Source organism: Burkholderia sp. USMB20, from assembly GCF_000949135.2.
Classification (GTDB): domain Bacteria; phylum Pseudomonadota; class Gammaproteobacteria; order Burkholderiales; family Burkholderiaceae; genus Burkholderia.
The window spans coordinates 379,534-396,423 of sequence record NZ_JTAN02000012.1 but is presented as its reverse complement, the minus strand read 5'-3'; the positions used below and the strand labels follow the sequence as shown (position 1 = coordinate 396,423).

The 16,890-nt window shown below is 67.5% G+C and carries 15 protein-coding genes and 1 tRNA gene; 9 read left to right on the top strand and 7 right to left on the bottom strand.

Annotated features, from left to right (window positions below; all coding sequences use genetic code 11):
- The first annotated feature begins 79 nt into the window (after positions 1-79).
- From PL79_RS15000 to PL79_RS14980, 5 genes are all read left to right on the top strand, one after another.
- Positions 80-808 carry a response regulator transcription factor gene (locus PL79_RS15000; RefSeq protein ID WP_044844524.1) on the top strand — a complete coding sequence of 243 codons (729 nt, stop codon included), beginning with the start codon at positions 80-82 and terminating at the stop codon, positions 806-808.
- A gap of 17 nt (positions 809-825) precedes the next feature.
- A complete protein-coding gene (locus PL79_RS14995) occupies positions 826-2,379 on the top strand; it encodes a sensor histidine kinase (RefSeq protein WP_044844525.1) in 1,554 nt (517 codons plus the stop codon).
- A gap of 238 nt (positions 2,380-2,617) precedes the next feature.
- Positions 2,618-4,276 carry an MFS transporter gene (locus PL79_RS14990; RefSeq protein WP_044844526.1) on the top strand — a complete coding sequence of 553 codons (1,659 nt, stop codon included), beginning with the start codon at positions 2,618-2,620 and terminating at the stop codon, positions 4,274-4,276.
- A 124-nt stretch (positions 4,277-4,400) separates the two neighbouring features.
- Positions 4,401-4,477 (top strand) — tRNA-Met (locus PL79_RS14985).
- A gap of 354 nt (positions 4,478-4,831) precedes the next feature.
- Complete coding sequence (locus tag PL79_RS14980) at positions 4,832-5,605, top strand: hypothetical protein (protein ID WP_135801062.1); 774 nt, start codon at positions 4,832-4,834, stop codon at positions 5,603-5,605.
- Positions 5,606-5,715: 110 nt separating this feature from the next.
- On the opposite strand, the gene PL79_RS14975 is transcribed toward PL79_RS14980, so the two are convergent.
- A complete protein-coding gene (locus PL79_RS14975; RefSeq protein WP_044844527.1) occupies positions 5,716-6,690 on the bottom strand; it encodes a LysR family transcriptional regulator in 975 nt (324 codons plus the stop codon).
- A 197-nt stretch (positions 6,691-6,887) separates the two neighbouring features.
- Positions 6,888-7,856: a GlxA family transcriptional regulator gene (locus PL79_RS14970; RefSeq protein ID WP_044844528.1), complete on the bottom strand. Its 969-nt coding sequence runs from the start codon at positions 7,854-7,856 to the stop codon at positions 6,888-6,890.
- Positions 7,857-7,972: 116 nt separating this feature from the next.
- On the opposite strand from PL79_RS14970, the gene PL79_RS14965 reads away from it, so the two are divergent.
- Both PL79_RS14965 and PL79_RS14960 read left to right on the top strand, forming a co-directional pair.
- A complete protein-coding gene (locus tag PL79_RS14965; RefSeq protein WP_044844529.1) occupies positions 7,973-8,656 on the top strand; it encodes a DJ-1/PfpI family protein in 684 nt (227 codons plus the stop codon).
- Between the two features lie 82 nt (positions 8,657-8,738).
- Positions 8,739-9,050 carry a cupin gene (locus PL79_RS14960; RefSeq protein WP_044844530.1) on the top strand — a complete coding sequence of 104 codons (312 nt, stop codon included), beginning with the start codon at positions 8,739-8,741 and terminating at the stop codon, positions 9,048-9,050.
- Positions 9,051-9,093: 43 nt separating this feature from the next.
- On the opposite strand, the gene PL79_RS14955 is transcribed toward PL79_RS14960, so the two are convergent.
- The 4 genes from PL79_RS14955 to PL79_RS14940 form a co-directional block, all read right to left on the bottom strand.
- Complete coding sequence (locus tag PL79_RS14955; protein ID WP_044844531.1) at positions 9,094-9,378, bottom strand: PAAR domain-containing protein; 285 nt, start codon at positions 9,376-9,378, stop codon at positions 9,094-9,096.
- A 127-nt stretch (positions 9,379-9,505) separates the two neighbouring features.
- Entirely contained in the window at positions 9,506-10,708 is a 1,203-nt protein-coding gene (locus tag PL79_RS14950) for a porin (protein WP_044844532.1), read from the bottom strand.
- Positions 10,709-10,822: 114 nt separating this feature from the next.
- Positions 10,823-12,295 carry an amidase gene (locus tag PL79_RS14945; protein ID WP_082088485.1) on the bottom strand — a complete coding sequence of 491 codons (1,473 nt, stop codon included), beginning with the start codon at positions 12,293-12,295 and terminating at the stop codon, positions 10,823-10,825.
- A 28-nt stretch (positions 12,296-12,323) separates the two neighbouring features.
- Complete coding sequence (locus tag PL79_RS14940; protein ID WP_052664636.1) at positions 12,324-13,640, bottom strand: MFS transporter; 1,317 nt, start codon at positions 13,638-13,640, stop codon at positions 12,324-12,326.
- Between the two features lie 199 nt (positions 13,641-13,839).
- On the opposite strand from PL79_RS14940, the gene PL79_RS14935 reads away from it, so the two are divergent.
- Both PL79_RS14935 and PL79_RS14930 read left to right on the top strand, forming a co-directional pair.
- Positions 13,840-14,757: a LysR substrate-binding domain-containing protein gene (locus PL79_RS14935; RefSeq protein WP_044844534.1), complete on the top strand. Its 918-nt coding sequence runs from the start codon at positions 13,840-13,842 to the stop codon at positions 14,755-14,757.
- Between the two features lie 292 nt (positions 14,758-15,049).
- Positions 15,050-15,937 carry a LysR family transcriptional regulator gene (locus PL79_RS14930; protein WP_044844535.1) on the top strand — a complete coding sequence of 296 codons (888 nt, stop codon included), beginning with the start codon at positions 15,050-15,052 and terminating at the stop codon, positions 15,935-15,937.
- Between the two features lie 225 nt (positions 15,938-16,162).
- On the opposite strand, the gene PL79_RS14925 is transcribed toward PL79_RS14930, so the two are convergent.
- The gene (locus PL79_RS14925) at positions 16,163-16,555 is read right to left on the bottom strand and encodes an MAPEG family protein (protein ID WP_044844536.1); all 393 of its coding nucleotides are present in this window, start codon (positions 16,553-16,555) and stop codon (positions 16,163-16,165) included.
- Positions 16,556-16,890 lie beyond the last annotated feature (335 nt).

Genomic DNA, 16,890 nt, shown 5'->3' with positions numbered 1-16,890 from the left:
ATGCAGGCTGCGTTGTACACGGATAACTTCGGAGACAGCCGCGCCGGCGCGCACGCCCCGCCGGCGATCGGTCAGCAACATGCGAATTCTCATCGCCGAAGACGACAGCATACTCGCGGACGGCCTCACCCGGTCACTCCGCCAATCGGGCTATGCGGTCGACCACGTGAAGAACGGTATCGAGGCCGATACCGCGCTGTCGATGCAGTCCTTCGACCTGCTGATCCTCGATCTCGGGCTGCCCAAGATGTCCGGGCTCGACGTGCTGAAGCGCCTGCGCGCGCGCAATTCCAACCTCCCCGTGCTGATCCTGACCGCCGCCGACAGCGTCGACGAGCGCGTGAAGGGGCTCGACCTCGGCGCGGACGACTACATGGCCAAGCCGTTCGCGCTCAACGAGCTCGAGGCGCGCGTGCGCGCGCTGACCCGGCGCGGCGCGGGCGGCGGCCCGACCGTCGTGCGCCACGGCTCGCTCGCGTTCGATCAGGTCGGCCGCATCGCGTATGCGAACGAGCGCGTGCTCGATCTGTCCGCGCGCGAGCTCGGGCTGCTCGAAGTGCTGCTGCAGCGCATCGGCCGGCTCGTGTCGAAGGAGCAGCTCGTCGACCATCTGTGCGAATGGGGCGAGGAAGTCAGCAACAACGCGATCGAAGTGTACGTGCACCGGCTGCGCAAGAAGATCGAGCCGAGCGGCGTGCGGATTTCCACCGTGCGCGGCCTCGGCTACTGCCTCGAGAAAGTCGCGCCCGCGGCGCCGGCCGACGCGGCCGCGCCCCAGCCCGCGGCGGCCGGCACGCCGCTGCGCTGAACCCGGCCGTCGCCGCGATGGCCACGCCGGCCCATTCCCGCCATCCGACCGGCGAGCCATCGTCCGCCGCCGACGCCGTGCGCGACGCGCGCTACGAGAACCCGTTCGCGCCGCCCGACGAAACCGATACGCCCGAGGCCGCGCGCCCGCGCTCGCTGTTCGGCGAAATCCTCGACTGGATGCTCGCGCCGCTCCTGCTGCTGTGGCCGATGAGCATCGCCGTCACCTATCTCGTCGCGAAAACGATCGCGAACGGCCCGTTCGACCGCGCGCTCGAGACCAACGCGTACGTGCTCGCGCGGCAGATCCATCCGGTCAACGGCGTCGCCGAGCTGACGCTGCCGCAGCAGACGCGCGACTTCCTGCGCGCGGACAACGTCGACAGCGTTTACTTCCAGGTGCTCGGCACGCGCGGCGAGCTGGTCGCGGGCGAGGCCGACATGCCGCTGCCGCGCGACGAGGACCGCCCGCCGCCGGGCGTCGTCGTGTTCCGCGACGACCTGCTGCGCGGCAACGACGTGCGCGTCGCGTATACGACCGTCGCGCTGCCGGAGTCGAGCAGCACGCAGCCCGTGCTCGTGCAGGTCGGCGAGACGCTCGACAAGCGCAACGCGCTCGCGAACGACATCATCAAGGGCGTGATCCTGCCGCAGTTCGTGATCCTGCCGCTCGCGATCCTGCTCGTGTGGTTCGGGCTGTCGCGCGGGCTCGCGCCGCTCAACGCGCTGCAGGCGCACATCCGCGCGCGGCGGCCCGACGACCTGTCGCCTGTCGAGGCGCAGCGCGCGCCGCCCGAGATCGAGCCGCTCGTCACGTCGTTCAACGACCTGCTCGCGCGCCTCGAACAGAACATGGCGCTGCAGAAGCGCTTCATCGCCGACGCCGCGCACCAGATGAAGACGCCGCTCGCGGGGCTGCGCACGCAGGCCGAGTTCGCGTTGCGCCATCCCGTGCCGCCCGACGTCCAGCGTTCGCTCGAGCAGATCGCGACGAGCTCCGAGCAGGCAGCCCGGCTCGTCACGCAGCTGCTCGCGCTCGCGCGCGCCGAGAACCGCGCGAGCGGGCTGACCTTCGAGCCGGTCGAGATCGGGGCGCTCGCGCGCCGCACGGTGCGCGACTGGGTGCAGGCCGCGCTCGCGAAGCGCATGGACCTCGGCTACGAAGGCCCGGAGGACGATACGCCGCTCGACGTCGACGGCAATCCCGTGATGCTGCGCGAGATGCTCGGCAACCTGGTCGACAACGCGATCCGCTACACGCCCGAAGGCGGCCGCATCACGGTGCGCGTGCGGGCCGAGCCCGCGGCGCGGCGCGTGCATCTCGAAGTGGAAGATACGGGCCCCGGCATCCCGGCCGGCGAACGCGAGCGCGTGGTCGAGCGCTTCTACCGGATCCTCGGCCGAGAAGGCGACGGCAGCGGCCTCGGGCTCGCGATCGTGCGCGAGATCGCCGCGCAGCACGGCGGCACGCTGACGCTCGACGATCACGTCTATCAGAGCGCACCGCGCCTCGCTGGCACGCTCGTGCACGTCAGCCTGCCGTTGTCGGATACCGCCGCGGATCGATCCTGATACGGGCGGATCCGAACCGCATACCGCCGCATACGCGCCGCGATCGCATCGAAACCGGCGTTTTACCGCCCTGCCGCGACACGATCGGGGCACGAAACGGCCGATTCGGCGCGGGTTAACGTGCAGTCGTTTTGCGCCCGCGAGTCAGTGCGCCGTAAGTTTCCGTGCCAATAATCGTCGACAGGCCCGCCCACCCAAGGCGGCCACACATCTATATCAAGGGACTTGGAGACGATTCATGGCAACGTTAGGCGGGCAAATTTCGCACTCGCCGATGACGGGCGAAGAGAAGAAGGTGATCTTCGCGTCGTCGCTCGGCACCGTGTTCGAGTGGTACGACTTTTACCTGGCCGGCTCACTCGCGGCCTACATCAGCAAGAGCTTCTTCTCCGGAGTCAATCCGACCGCGGCCTTCATCTTCACGCTGCTCGGCTTCGCGGCCGGGTTCGCCGTGCGTCCGTTCGGCGCGATCGTGTTCGGCCGGCTCGGCGACCTCGTCGGCCGCAAGCACACGTTCCTCGTGACGATCGTGATCATGGGCATCTCGACCTTCGTGGTCGGCTTCCTGCCCGGCTACGCATCGATCGGCATCGCGGCGCCCGTGATCTTCATCGCGATGCGGCTGCTGCAGGGCCTCGCGCTCGGCGGCGAGTACGGCGGCGCGGCGACCTACGTCGCCGAGCATGCGCCGGCGAACCGCCGCGGCTTCTACACCGCGTGGATCCAGACGACCGCGACGCTCGGCCTGTTCCTGTCGCTGCTCGTGATCCTCGGCGTGCGCACCTTCATCGGCGAGGAAGCGTTCGGCAGCTGGGGCTGGCGCGTGCCGTTCGTCGCATCGATCGCGCTGCTCGCGGTGTCGGTGTGGATCCGGCTGCAGCTGAACGAATCGCCGGTGTTCCTGCGCATCAAGGCGGAAGGCAAGACGTCGAAGGCGCCGCTGACCGAAGCGTTCGGCCAGTGGAAGAACCTGAAGCTCGTGATCCTCGCGCTCGTCGGCCTGACCGCCGGCCAGGCCGTCGTGTGGTACACGGGCCAGTTCTACGCGCTGTTCTTCCTCACGCAGACGCTGAAGGTCGACGGCGCCAGCGCGAACATCCTGATCGCGATCGCCCTCCTGATCGGCACGCCGTTCTTCCTGTTCTTCGGCTCGCTGTCGGACAAGATCGGCCGCAAGCCGATCATCCTCGCGGGCTGCCTGATCGCGGCGCTCACCTACTTCCCGCTGTTCAAGGCGCTCACGCACTACGCGAACCCGCAGCTCGAACTCGCGACGCAGAAGGCGCCGATCACGGTCCTCGCCGATCCGGCCACCTGCTCGTTCCAGTTCAACCCGGTGGGCACGTCGAAGTTCACGAACTCGTGCGACATCGCGAAGAGCGCGCTCGCGAAGGCCGGCCTGAACTACGAGAACGTCGCGGCACCGGCTGGCACGACCTCGCAGATCAAGGTCGGCGATACGGTGATCCCCGCGTATGACGGCAAGGCGGCCGACGCGAAGGCGCAAGGCGCGGCGTTCGACAAGACGCTCGCGTCGACGCTGAAGGCGGCCGGCTACCCGGCCAAGGCCGACCCGGCGCAGCTCAACTGGCCGATGACGATCGTGATCCTGACGATCCTCGTGATCTACGTGACGATGGTCTACGGCCCGATCGCGGCGATGCTGGTCGAGATGTTCCCGACGCGGATCCGCTACACGTCGATGTCGCTGCCGTATCACATCGGCAACGGCTGGTTCGGCGGCTTCCTGCCGGCGACCGCATTCGCGATCGTCGCGGCGAAGGGCAACATCTACTCGGGGCTCTGGTATCCGATCGTGATCGCGCTGGCCACGTTCGTGATCGGTGTGCTGTTCGTCAAGGAGACGAAGGACTCCAATATCTACGCGCAGGATTGAGGTCGGGTAGCGGGCGGCCACCCCGCCCGCTACACTGCCCGAACGGGCCGCCGGCAACTTTTTTCAGGGAAGATGAAAAAAGGTGTTGACAGCCCGGCGGCACATCAGCATAATTCAAGTCTTCGGCGAATTAGCTCAGTCGGTTAGAGCGACGGAATCATAATCCGCAGGTCCGGGGTTCGAGTCCCTGATTCGCCACCAAATGCGAAAAGCCGCTGTTCCGAAAGGATCAGCGGCTTTTTTCATTGCTCCGCGATCCGCGCGCGGCATCCATCGCCCTCCAGCCGACCACGCGGCGCCACGCACGCGACATCCAGCATCCGGTTCGCCCGAGTCGCGCATAGGCACGAGCGACCTCCGTCCTCCTCCTGCCAACCGAAATCCAGCGCCATTCATCACGCCGGGCCCATCCGTTCGGCCTCGCGAATCATCGTCGTCGACTACCTGCGTTACAGTGCGGTTCGAACGCCGAGCACCGACGGGCTCGCGGCCATCCCGATTTGATTCGAACCGAGGCAATCGGATCCGGTCGGCAACACAGATAACAACAATCCCATGACTGAACACAACGAATCGAAGCACGACCAGTCCGTTCGACGTACGCGAAAACCGTGGCTGGTGGCGGGCGTCGCGATCGCGGTCGCTGCATTTTTCGGCGCGCGCTTCATGACGACGCGAGACGATCTGGACAAGCGCACGATCGACGACATCCTGAAAGTCGCGCTCGCGGACAAGAACACCGCGCCAACGGACGCCTGCGTCGGCCTGGCCGGCGCCGAACTACCCGCGGACGTGAACGCGAAGGAATTGCTGAGAGTCGACGGTGTGGTGAGAAAGGACGTGCAGGCGTTGATCAACCGTGGCCTGATTACCGTGAAATTCAACGCGGGCCGGGGCAAGCCGACGATCAGAAATCCGGACTACGAGCCGCATGACACGAATGTCCCGCTGAGCCATATCGAGCTCACGCCGGCCGGCAAGGCGTTCTATCGGTACAGGGAATTCGAGAGCAAGGACGCGTCCGCTCCCGGCGGGAGTGTCCTGTACATGATCAATTTGTTCTGCGCGCACGTGACCTACGGCGGCGTCGAGAAATTCATCGAGCCGATGAAGAATCCGTTCGACGACAATCCGCACCTGGTTTCGTGGGTCAACTTCCTGTGGAAACCGGATCAGCATGCCACGCCGTGGCTGGCAGACCCGGACCTCATGGACTCCCTGTCGTTCTACCCCGAAAAGGATGGCTGGGCGCACAAGGGGATTCTCATCGAACGTGACGGCAACGGACACTGGGCGCTCGGCGACAATCCGTACGCGATCCGCTGGTAGACGCGCCATTGCGCGGCACGGCTCACCAGCCCGACGACCGATGAAGACGAGATGAGGCGTTCACGACCTCACTCACCTTCATCGTCAACGCCCGGCAGCGTACCGCCGCCCTAAGCGACCACCGCCCCGCGCTGCGCGTCGGGCACCTCCGCCCGCACCTTCCCCCGCCAGTTCTCCCCGCCCTCCAGCGCCGGCGTCGACTCGAACAGCTCCGCGATCCAGTCCGCGAACACGCGCACCTTCTGCGACAGATGCCGGTTGTGCGGATACACGATCGAGATCGGCTTGGGCTTCGGATTGCAATCGGGCAGCACCTCGACCAGCGTGCCGTCGCGCAGGTTCGGCAGCACCATGAACAGCGTCGGCTGGATCATCCCGAACCCTTCGACCCCGCACGTCACGTACGCATCCGAATCGTTCACGGTGACACTGCCGTTCATCCGCACCTCGACCGGCTTGCCCTCGATCATGAACACCCACGGAATCGCACGCGCGCCGTGACTCGCGCGGAAATTCACCGCATGGTGGTCGGCCAGGTCGGCGATCTCCTGCGGCTCGCCGTGACGCGCGAGATAGTCGGGCGACGCGCAGGTCACGCGCTTGAGCATGCCGATCCGCCGCGCGACCATCGACGAATCTTCGAGCGGCCCGACCCGGATCATGCAGTCGATACCCTCCTCGACCGGATCCACGTAGCGGTCCGCCAGGCCGAGGTCGAGCGTGATGTCCGGATAGCGCTGCCGGAAGATCGACAGCGCCGGCAGCACGACGCGCCGCCCGAGCGAACTCGGCATGTGGACGCGCAGCACGCCGCTCGGCTTGCGGTTGCCGGTCTGGAAACTCGCGTCGGCTTCCGCGATCTCCGAGATGATCTTCACGCAGTGCTCGTAATACGCGGCGCCCTCCGGCGTCAGCGACAGCCGGCGCGTCGTCCGGTGCATCAGGCGCACGCCGAGCAGCGCCTCGAGATTCTGGATGATGGTCGTGACCGACGCGCGCGGCATCGCGAGCGTGTCGGCCGCGCGCGTGAAGCTGTTCGCGTCGACCACGCGGGTGAAAACTTCCATTGCCTGGATGCGGTCCATGCTGCGCCCCCTTCGAATCGCCAACGGAACAGAATAGAGCGCGCAACGCGCGCGGCACAAGCCCCCGCCCATTGTTCTCCTCGCCCGAATAGTCGCAGCGTTTCGGACTCGAAAGTGATCGCGATTCGTGCAGTTCCGAACGTCGACGGCTCCGTCCCCGGTTGCCACGCGCGGCATGCTCGCCGCGCACCGGCACGTTACCGCACGAACCGCTCGCGATAGCCCTGCGGCGACACGCCGAGCACGCGCACGAAACTGCGCCGCAGCGTCTCTTCCGAACCGAAGCCGCACCGCGTGGCGATCCGTTTGACGGGCCACGCGGTTTCGCCGAGCAAGCGCTGCGCAGCCTCGACGCGAATCTGTTCGACCGCGCGCGCGGGCGTGCGGCCGGTCCCCGCGCGGTAGTGCCGCACGAAGCTGCGTTCGCTCATGCTGACGCGCTCGGCGAGCGCCGGCACCGACAGGTCGGCCGTCAGGTGCTCGGCGATCCACGCATGCAGTTCGCCGAAGCGGTCGTCGGTGCGCTGCATCGACAGCATCGCGCTGAACTGCGCCTGCCCGCCCGGCCGCTTCAGGAACACGACGAGTTCGCGCGCGGCATCGAGCGCGATCGCCCGCCCGAGATCCTCCTCGACCAGCGCGAGCGCGAGATCGATGCCGGCCGTCACGCCGGCCGACGTCCATAGCGCGCCTTCGCGGATGAAGATCGGATCGGGCTCGACGCGCACGTTCGGATAGCGCGCGGCGAATTCGTCGCAGCGCGCCCAGTGCGTGACCGCGCGCCGCCCGTCGAGCAGACCGGCCTCGGCGAGCAGGAACGCGCCGGTGCAGACCGACGCGACACGTCGCGCGCGCTGCGCCTGCTGCCGGACCCAGCGCACCGTGCGCGCATCGCGCGACGCGGCCTGCACGCCCTTGCCGCCGGCCACGATCACCGTGTCGGGCCGCCCGGCCGAGCGCAGCGAATCGGCCATCACGACGAGCCCCGAGGACGTCTCGACCGGCCCCGCCTCGGCGGCCACGACGCGCGGCGCATACGGCGCGGGCCGACCGCGCTCCTGCGCGAGTTCGTTGACGGAGGCGAACACCTGCAGCGGCCCGGTCACGTCGAGCAACTGCGCACGGGGGAACGCGAGGATCAGGATCGAGCGCGGAGCGGCTGGCATGGCGATTGGCTGAAAACGTGGGCGATCTGGCAATTTCGCCAAACACTACGCGCCTAGAATCGATCTGTCCATCGTGCGCCGGCCGCGGCGCCTCCCCTTCCCCTCGGAGTGTTCGCATGACCCTGCATATCGGCTTTCTCGTGTTTCCGGGCGTCCAGCAACTCGATCTCACCGGCCCGCACGACGTGCTCGCATCGCTGCCCGACGCGGCGGTTCATCTGGTCTGGAAATCGCGCGACACCGTCGCGTCGAGCAGCGGCCTCGCGCTCGCGCCGACCTGCACGTTCGACGACTGCCCGCCGCTCGACGTCATCTGCGTGCCCGGCGGAATCGGGATCAACGAACTGCTGCTCGATGCCGAAACGATCGCGTTCGTGCAGCAGCGCGCGGCCGCCGCGCGCTACGTGACGTCGGTCTGCACGGGCGCGCTGCTGCTCGGCGTGGCCGGCCTGCTGCGCGGCCGCCGCGCGACGACGCACTGGGCGTTTCATGCGCTGCTCGCGCCGCTCGGTGCGGTGCCCGTGCGCGAACGCGTGGTGCGCGACGGCAACCTGATCACCGGCGGCGGCGTGACGGCCGGCATCGACTTCGCATTGACGATCGCCGCCGAACTGGTCGGCGACGAAGAGGCGCAGGCGATCCAGCTCGCGCTCGAATATGCGCCCGCGCCGCCGTTCGATGCAGGCTCGCCGGATACCGCGCCGGCATCGGTCCTGAAGCGCGTGACCGAGCGTTCGGCTGCGGGGCTGGAGAAGCGGAAGCAGACGATCGACGCAGCCTTGCGCGCGATGTCGCGCTGATCCCCGGTACACGGAAACCGGCGCGCGGCCGTGCAGCCTGCCCGCGCTCCGCAGCCTTCAAATTCACGGACCGGACCTACCGATGAACATCATCCGCAGCACCGCGTTCACCGCACAGCGCGCATGGGGCGCGCTGGACATCGCGAACCTGAACGGCATCACGGTCCGCCTGCACTGGACCGATCAGCCGTACCGGTGGCACATGAACGACGGCGAGGAAGTCTTTGCGGTGCTCGACGGCCGCGTCGAGATGCGTTACCGCGAAGCAGGCATCGAGCACGCGACGGTGCTCGAAACGGGAGACGTCTTCCATGCGACGGTCGGCACCGAACATGTCGCGCATCCGCTCGGAGAAGCGCGCATTCTGGTGATCGAGACCGCAGGCAGCGTCTGACGACGGGCGGCGCGCCGCGCGCGTCGCACGGAGTCGACGGGCATCAGCCCGAGATGGTGCCCGTCCCCTGCGACGGGATCAGCTTCGGCTGCGGCGCGCACAGGCACTGGCACAGGTCGTGTTCGAGCGCGACGACCTTGCCCATCACGGTCATCGTCCGCTCGCCGCCATCGGAGACGATCACCCCTTGGGTCTTGCACGCGGCGCAGAACACAGGCGCGCCGAGATAGGCAAGCTCGCGGCCGTCGAACGACGAATTGGCGATCCCGTCGAGCACGACGCCGCCGTGATCGGTCGTGTCGCCCTTCAGAATGAATTTGCGGCTCATGGTTCGGCTCTCCCTCGGAAACGCCGCGCAGCACGGCGTCGGGCCGCGTGCGGGCAGTCGGTATCCGCCCGTCGGTCGCGGGCGTTTCGCGAGGATATCACCGCGCAGCCGCTCGCCGTCGCCCTGATCAGAACTTGTGGCGCATGCCGATCCGCGCCTGGAACTGCCGGTCGTTCGCGGAGGCGCCGGGGCCGTTGATCGCCGCGACCGCCGCATGCCCGGTCGAGTCGGTGCCCGACGCACGCTGGAACACGGCGCTCACGTAGACGTCGGTGCGCTTCGACAGGAAATAGTCGAGCCCCGCGGCAACCTGGTGATACGTCGCGCCGTCGCGGCCGTCCACGCCGCCGCCGCGCGTGTAGTCGTACGCCACGCCGCCGAACAGGTAAGGCGTGAACTGATAGCGCAGGCTCGCCTCGGCGTTGTTGAACACTGCGTTGCCGGACACGCCACCCGGATTCGGCCCGGACGACAGATCGCCGAGCTGGCGAAACGACGTGTTCGTGTACATCGCGCCGAGCGTCACCGCGCCGATCGCATAGGTGCCGCCGAGCGCCACGACCTGCAACGTGCGCGCCGACGCATAGCCCGAATACACCGGCGACAGCATGTTGTTGCCCGGCACGCCGCCCACGGTCGGCGCGGGGCTGCCGGTCGTGCCGAAGAACGACACGTTCGGGTTGCGCGCATTCAGGTAGCCGGCCGCCACCGCGAGCGGCCCGCGCGTGTAGCCGGCCGTGGCCGACCACACCTGGTTGCGCGTCGTCGCGCCCGCCACGCCGCCGACCCCGTACATCGCCGCGACGCGCAACCCGCCGTAGTCGTTGCTGGTGAACTTGATCGCGTTGTTGGTCGAGTTCGCGTTGTTCAAGTTGTCGAGGTCGCCGGGGTGCGCGACCATGTAGCCGCCGAACAGCGCAGCGGCCTCGAGCGGGCCGAGGAAGTCGACGTTGGTGTCGTACTGCCGCCCGAGCGTGACGGTGCCGAGCGGTCCCGACAGCCCGACGAACGCCTTCTTGCCGAAGATCAGCCCGCCCTGCCCGAGCTTGCCGGTGCTCGGATCGAACCCGTTCTCGAGCGTGAAGACCGCCTTCAGCCCGCCGCCGAGATCCTCGCTGCCACGCAGCCCCCAGCGGCTCGCCTGCTGCACGCCGCCCAGCATCCGCAGCGCGGGCTTGCCGCTTGCCACGCCGTTCGCGCCGGTCACCGCGACGTTGCTCGAGTAAGTCAGCCCTTCATCGATAATGCCGTACAGCGTGACGCTGCTCTGTGCGTGCGCCGCACCCGCGATCAGCGCGACGCCCGCGCCTGCCAACAGCCGTTTTTTCATCGAGAGATCTCCATTGCGCGGGTCGAATGGCCAAACGCAGGCGTGCGCGCCCCCCGCAGGCGCGCGGCCTGCCGGCACGGACCGGAACGGTCCGCTATCAGCCGGGAAAAGTGGTCAGCGCAGCGCGTCGGCGACGACGGGCGGCAGCGTCCGGCGACGGCCGGCCGCGACTTCGTACGCATGGCCGAACTGGAGCACGTCCCAGTCGTCGCGGTAGCGGCCGACGATCTGCATGCCGATCGGCAAGCCGGTCGCGGAGAAACCGCACGGCACGGACAGGATCGGCGCCTCGGTCGACGACAGCAGCCAGCACACGCGCATCCAGTCGATGTAGGTCGTGTTCGCGATGCCGAGCACGTCGGCGGGCACGCGCAGCGCGGCGTCGAACGGCATCACCTGCGTCGTCGGCAGCACGTAGAACGCATAGCGCTGCATGAACGCACGCATCCGGTCGAACAGGCGTGTCTTGCGCACGAACATGCGGCCGAGATCCGCGGCCGAGAGCGACCGATGCAGCCGGTATTCGTCGAGGAGTTCGGGCTTCAGCGCGGCACGCTGCCGTTCGTCGAAGCCGTCGACCAGCGTGCCGATCATCCAGGCACGCTCGATGCGGAATACTTCTTCGGCCTCCGAAAGATCGGGATCGTCGAATTCGACTTCGCAGCCGAGCGACGCGAACACGCGCGCCTGCGCATCGACGGCACGCCGGATCTCCGGATCGACCGGCACGCCGGGCAAGCCGCGCGACATCGCGATGCGCGTGCCGCGGAAATCGCGTTCGAGCGGCTGCGCGAAGCGCGCGCCCGGCTCCGCGATTTCAGTCGCGGTTTCGCCGCTCGGCCCGGCGATCGCGGACAGCAGCAGCGCGGTGTCGGCGACGTCGCGCGCCATCGGCCCGTCGACGCCGAGCGTCGCCCAGCCGTTCAGGTCCGGCGCGCGCGGCACGCGGCCCGGCGACGGCCGCAGCCCGACCACGCTGTTCCACGCGGCCGGGTTGCGCAGCGAGCCGCCCATGTCGCTGCCGCATGCGAGCGGATTCATCCCGCAGGCGAGCGCCGCGGCAGCGCCGCCGCTGCTGCCGCCCGCGGAACGCGTCAGGTCCCACGGGTTGCGGGTCGCGCCGAACACCTCGTTGAACGTATGCGAGCCGGCGCCGAATTCCGGCGTGTTCGACTTGCCGATCATCAGCGCGCCGGCACTCGCGCAGCGGCGCACGATCAGCGCGTCGTGCTGCGGCACGTGATCGGCGAACAGCGGCGAGCCGAAGGTCGTGCGCACGCCGCGCGTCGCGGTCAGGTCCTTCTGCGACACCGGCAGCCCGTGCAGCGGCCCCACCCATTCGCCGCGCGCCCAGCGTGCGTCGATCTCGCGTGCGCGGGCACGCAGCGCATCGGGATCGACGACGGTGACGAGCGCGTTCACGCGCGGGTTGACCGTCGCGATGCGCGCGAGATGCGCATCGAGCAGGTCGCACGCGCTGATCTGCCGGGACTTCAGAAGTTCGAGCATGGTGCGTGCGGGCAGGTCGCACAGGTCGCCGGCGGCGACGTCGGCCGGCGACGACGAAAACGAAACGGTGGTGGTCATGGGCGAATGGAAGAAAAGGAAAGATCGGTCAGTCATCCTGATCGCTTCGGTCAGACGCAAACGCGAGCGCGACGAGCGACAGCACGCCGCAGACGATCACGTACCACGCCGGCGCGGCCGGATTGCCGGTTGCCCCGATCAGCCAGGTGACGATGAACTGCGCGAAGCCGCCGAAGATCGACACGCCGCCCGCATACGCGATCGACAGCGCGGTCGCGCGCGTGCTCTTCGGAAACAGCTCGGCGAGAATCACGCCGTTCGCGCCGGCATTGATCGAGTGCAGCGCGGCGAGCAGCATCACGACCGCGTACATCGTCGCGATCGACGGCACCGCGCGGATCAGCCAGAAGCCCGGCAGGATCAGCACGGTCAGCGCGACACGCGTCCACAGCGCGACGCGCTTGCTGCCGGTGCGGTCCGACAGCCGTCCGCCGATCGGCGCGGCGACGAACATCACCGCGCCGGACAGGATGCCGCACCACAACGCGGTATCCATCGGCAGGTGCAGCACGCGGATCGCGTACGTCGACATGTAATAGAGGACGATGAAGTGCGCCGCGGTGCCGCCGACCACGAGGCCGAGCGCGGTCAGCACGGCGCCGCCGTCGCGCCGCAGCACGGTGCCGAGTACCGCGGACGGGCGCCGCGCGGCCGCGGCCGGCGCGTGCTGCTCGATCGCATTGAAGCGCGCGCGCAGATACAGGCCGACCGGCGCGATCAGCACGCCGGCGAGGAACGGCACGCGCCAGCCCCACGATTCGAGCGCGGCGGGGGCGAGGAAATGCGACAGCAGGAAGCCGACGAACGAGCCGGCCAGCGCCGCTGCGCCCTGGCTCGCGAACTGCCAGCTCGTGTAGTAGCCGCGCTCGCCGGGCGGCGCGCGTTCGGCGAGCAGCGACGTCGACACGCCGACCTCGCCGCCGGCCGAAAAGCCCTGCAGCAGCCTGGCGAGCACGACCAGCACGGGCGCCGCGATGCCGATCTGCGCATAGGTCGGCAGAATGCCGATCATCCCGGTGCCGAGCGCCATCGTGACGAGCGTGAGGTTCATTGCCGGCACGCGGCCGAAGCGGTCGGCCACGAGCCCGATCACGACGCCGCCGACCGGCCGCGCGATGAAGCCGACGCCGAACGTCGCGACCGACATCAGCAATTGCTGCTGCGCGGACGCGGCCGGAAAGAACAGTTTGCCGAGCAGCACCGCGAAGAAGCTGAACACGGTGAGATCGAAGAATTCGAGGCCGTTGCCGATCGTGATCGCGACGATCAGCTGGCGATTGGACGGGGATGCGGCAACGTCGCCGACATGCCCGCCGAACATGCTGTCCGCTCGGGGCGCCTTCATGAAGATGAGTCTCCGTACTGGTTATGCGGGTCTGGTGCGCGGCCCGTTCGACGGCCTGCGCATGCAGTCTAGGCATTCAAAATACGCAGCCCGGAGCGACATTTTCCGATCGTGATAACGCCCGGTTATCGCGTGCTTTTCGCGCGCCGCCGCGGTGTAGGATGCGAAGGTCGCCACTGCCGCCGCGCCCTGCCACGCCGTGAAACACCACCAGCTCCGGGCGCTTGCCGCCATTGCCGAACACGGCAGCCTGCGCGCCGCCGCGCGCGCGATCCACCTGTCGCAGCCCGCGCTCACGAAAGCGATCCGCGAACTCGAGCAGGACCTCGGCGTGCCGCTCGTCACGCGCAACGCGCGCGGCGCGCAGCTCACGCGCTTCGGGCAGGCCGTCTATGCGCGTGCGCGCCTGATCCTCGCGGAGATGCAGCACGCGCGCGACGACGTGATCCAGCTTTCAGGCGGCAAGGAAGGCGCGCTCGCGTGCGCGCTGACGCCGCTGATGTCGCTCGGCTTCCTGCCGGCCGCGCTCGACGCGTTTCGGCAGCGGATGCCGACGATCCGCCTCGACGTGCGCGAAGGCTTTCTCGACACGGCGCTGCCGCGCCTGCGCGACGGCTCGCTCGACTTCGTGATCGCGATCGTCGATGCGACGCGGCTGTCACCCGAATTCACGTTCCGGCCGCTGCTCGAATCGGAGCTGATCCTGATGACGCGCGCGAGCAATCCGCTGCGCCACTGCACGTCGCTCGCGCAGCTGCAGGATGCGCAGTGGGTGCTGAACACGTCGCCGGAAAGCATCGGCCGGCTGCTGCAGAACGTGTTCGTCGCGCACGGCTACCGGGCGCCGCAGCCGATCGTCGAATGCACGTCGTTCAGCGCGGCGTTCTCGCTGTCGGTGCACACCGACACCGTGTCGTGCGTGCCGAAGCATTTCATGGAAGTCGACTGGATCCGGGAACGGATGGTCACGATCGACGTGAAGGAGACGATTCCGACCGTGTCGGCCGGCGTGCTGACGCGCCGCGACGCGCTCAACACGGTCGCGTGCGACTACCTGATCCACTGCTTCGTCGAGGCCGTGCGGCGGCACGATCCCGCGAAGCTGCTGTGGCGATAGCGACGCGTCTGATTTGATTCGGCCTGCATTGATCATATCGATCGTTTTATACGAAAACTTTTCACGCATTTTCGTACATTTACTAAATACAGACCGATAAAATTGGTTTATATCGAGTTGAATACGAAGATAAATCCGCTGAATCCAAATCCGTCAAACCGCTTATTCTGAAGCCAATTCAGCACCCAATCAACACATCATTTCATAATAATTATTCGTTAAAACAAGCCGCTCAAGTCCAACCATCGAAGAATAAAATTCAATAAACCAATTTCTGGTCTTCGATAAAAAAATGGACGAATTCCTCCCAATGCGGCTGTTCATCAAGGTCGCCGAACTCCACAGTTTCGCGCGCGCGGCGACGGAACTGAACATCTCCAACTCGTCGGCCACGCGCCTCGTGATGGGCATCGAGGACCGGCTCGGCGCACGCCTGCTGAACCGCACGACGCGCAGCCTGTCGCTGACCGACGCCGGTCATCTGTACCTCGCCCAGATCCGTCACGTGATCGAGGAAATCGACCGCGTCGAGGAAACGATCGCGTCGATGCACCACGAGCCGATCGGGTCGCTGAAGATCGCCGCGCCGGTGATGTTCGGCATGCACGTGCTCGCGCCTGCGATCGACGCGTTCAAGGCGCGGCATCCGGCCATCGTGCCGGAAGTCACGATGCTGGACCGCCATGTCGACCTCGTGTCGGAGGGCTTCGACGTCGGGCTGCTGCTGTCGCAGCACATCGGCAACAACACGCTGGTGAAACGCCCGCTCACGCGCCTGAAGCGGATCGTCTGCGCGGCGCCGTCGTATATCGAACGGCACGGCGCGCCAGCCCATCCTCACGACCTGGCATCCCACGCGTGCCTCGCGTTCCATGCCGACTTCGCGGGCGAGCATCTGTCGTTCGACCCGGGTTCCGCGTGTGTCACCGTGCGCCCGAACAAGTCCGCGTCGTCGAACAACATCGGGCTGATCCGCAACTGGGCACTGGCGGGCATGGGCATCGCGGTGCTGCCGGACTTCCTCGCCGCACCGGATCTCGCCGCCGGCCGGCTGCGCGAACTGCTCGCCGACTATCGGCTCGAGGAACTCGAGATGAACGTCGTGTACCCGAGCCGGCGCCATCTTCCTCGCAAGGCGCGGCTTTTCATCGATCACCTGATCGATCATTTCGCAAGATGAATGAAAGGCTGTAATCGCGCGCCGTTTCCACCGGCGCCGGCGACGCCATACGACCCGCGCCTCGGCGATTCGATGCCTCCCGCGTTCCAGCAGCAGCAACTTGCGCGCGGCTTCGTCATCAGCAAGCAGGCGCGCGATTCGGGCGTGCGACTACCTGACCCACTGCTTCGTCGAGGCCGTGCGGCGGCGCGATCCCGCGAAGCTGCCATCGCGATAGCGACCTGCTCAGACGAACAGCGCGACGCACAGCGCGGCGCCGCACAGATACGTGCCGAGCGCGCCGATGAAACGCAGGGGATTCGGCCTGGCCATGGTCGGCCACGCGAGCAATCCGATCACGAGCAGGCAGCGGCACGCGGTTGCCGCGACGATCAACGAGACGATCGCGCGCGATGGGTCGTGCGCGCCGAAATAGAGAAACAGCACCGCGAGAAACGGTGCGTATTCGGCCGTGTTGCCATGCGCGCGCACGATCTTGTGCAATCCGTCGCTCGGATCGGACGCACACCCGGAATTGGTGGTGCGCCGGAAGCGCGTGACGGACACGACCAGGCCGAGCCCGAACAGTATCAACCCAAGGATCGCCGTGCAAACGAGCGCGACGGGATGAATCGACATGGAACCCCCGGGCGAAAACGGACATGCGCCGCATATCCGGCGATCGTACCTCCGGCCCGTGCATCCGGCTATCGCGGAAACGCGTAGCCTCGTCGCGCATCGCGCCATGACGTCTGCAATACGATCGGACCCGATTTGTCGCGATTTCGCGATGCACAAGGCCGGTGCGTAAAAAGATCAACGCGATCGGCACGGCCACGCTCCGTCGCCCTTGAGACTCGCCCGCATGCACGCGGAACGCGCAAACGTTGCTTCACGGCCGGACACGCGCCACCGCCCCGCGGGCCGGTTCCCGCATGTCACAGGCATGCGCGTTGCGTCGACGCATCTCGGTA

What these genes read in the sequence shown, in the direction of transcription:
- PL79_RS15000 (WP_044844524.1), top strand. Translation starts at nt 80, where the DNA reads ATGCGAATTCTCATCGCCGAAGACGACAGCATACTCGCGGACGGCCTC.
- PL79_RS14995 (WP_044844525.1), top strand. Translation starts at nt 826, where the DNA reads ATGGCCACGCCGGCCCATTCCCGCCATCCGACCGGCGAGCCATCGTCC.
- PL79_RS14990 (WP_044844526.1), top strand. Translation starts at nt 2,618, where the DNA reads ATGGCAACGTTAGGCGGGCAAATTTCGCACTCGCCGATGACGGGCGAA.
- PL79_RS14980 (WP_135801062.1), top strand. Translation starts at nt 4,832, where the DNA reads ATGACTGAACACAACGAATCGAAGCACGACCAGTCCGTTCGACGTACG.
- PL79_RS14975 (WP_044844527.1), bottom strand. Translation starts at nt 6,690, where the DNA reads ATGGACCGCATCCAGGCAATGGAAGTTTTCACCCGCGTGGTCGACGCG.
- PL79_RS14970 (WP_044844528.1), bottom strand. Translation starts at nt 7,856, where the DNA reads ATGCCAGCCGCTCCGCGCTCGATCCTGATCCTCGCGTTCCCCCGTGCG.
- PL79_RS14965 (WP_044844529.1), top strand. Translation starts at nt 7,973, where the DNA reads ATGACCCTGCATATCGGCTTTCTCGTGTTTCCGGGCGTCCAGCAACTC.
- PL79_RS14960 (WP_044844530.1), top strand. Translation starts at nt 8,739, where the DNA reads ATGAACATCATCCGCAGCACCGCGTTCACCGCACAGCGCGCATGGGGC.
- PL79_RS14955 (WP_044844531.1), bottom strand. Translation starts at nt 9,378, where the DNA reads ATGAGCCGCAAATTCATTCTGAAGGGCGACACGACCGATCACGGCGGC.
- PL79_RS14950 (WP_044844532.1), bottom strand. Translation starts at nt 10,708, where the DNA reads ATGAAAAAACGGCTGTTGGCAGGCGCGGGCGTCGCGCTGATCGCGGGT.
- PL79_RS14945 (WP_082088485.1), bottom strand. Translation starts at nt 12,295, where the DNA reads ATGACCACCACCGTTTCGTTTTCGTCGTCGCCGGCCGACGTCGCCGCC.
- PL79_RS14940 (WP_052664636.1), bottom strand. Translation starts at nt 13,640, where the DNA reads ATGAAGGCGCCCCGAGCGGACAGCATGTTCGGCGGGCATGTCGGCGAC.
- PL79_RS14930 (WP_044844535.1), top strand. Translation starts at nt 15,050, where the DNA reads ATGGACGAATTCCTCCCAATGCGGCTGTTCATCAAGGTCGCCGAACTC.
- PL79_RS14925 (WP_044844536.1), bottom strand. Translation starts at nt 16,555, where the DNA reads ATGTCGATTCATCCCGTCGCGCTCGTTTGCACGGCGATCCTTGGGTTG.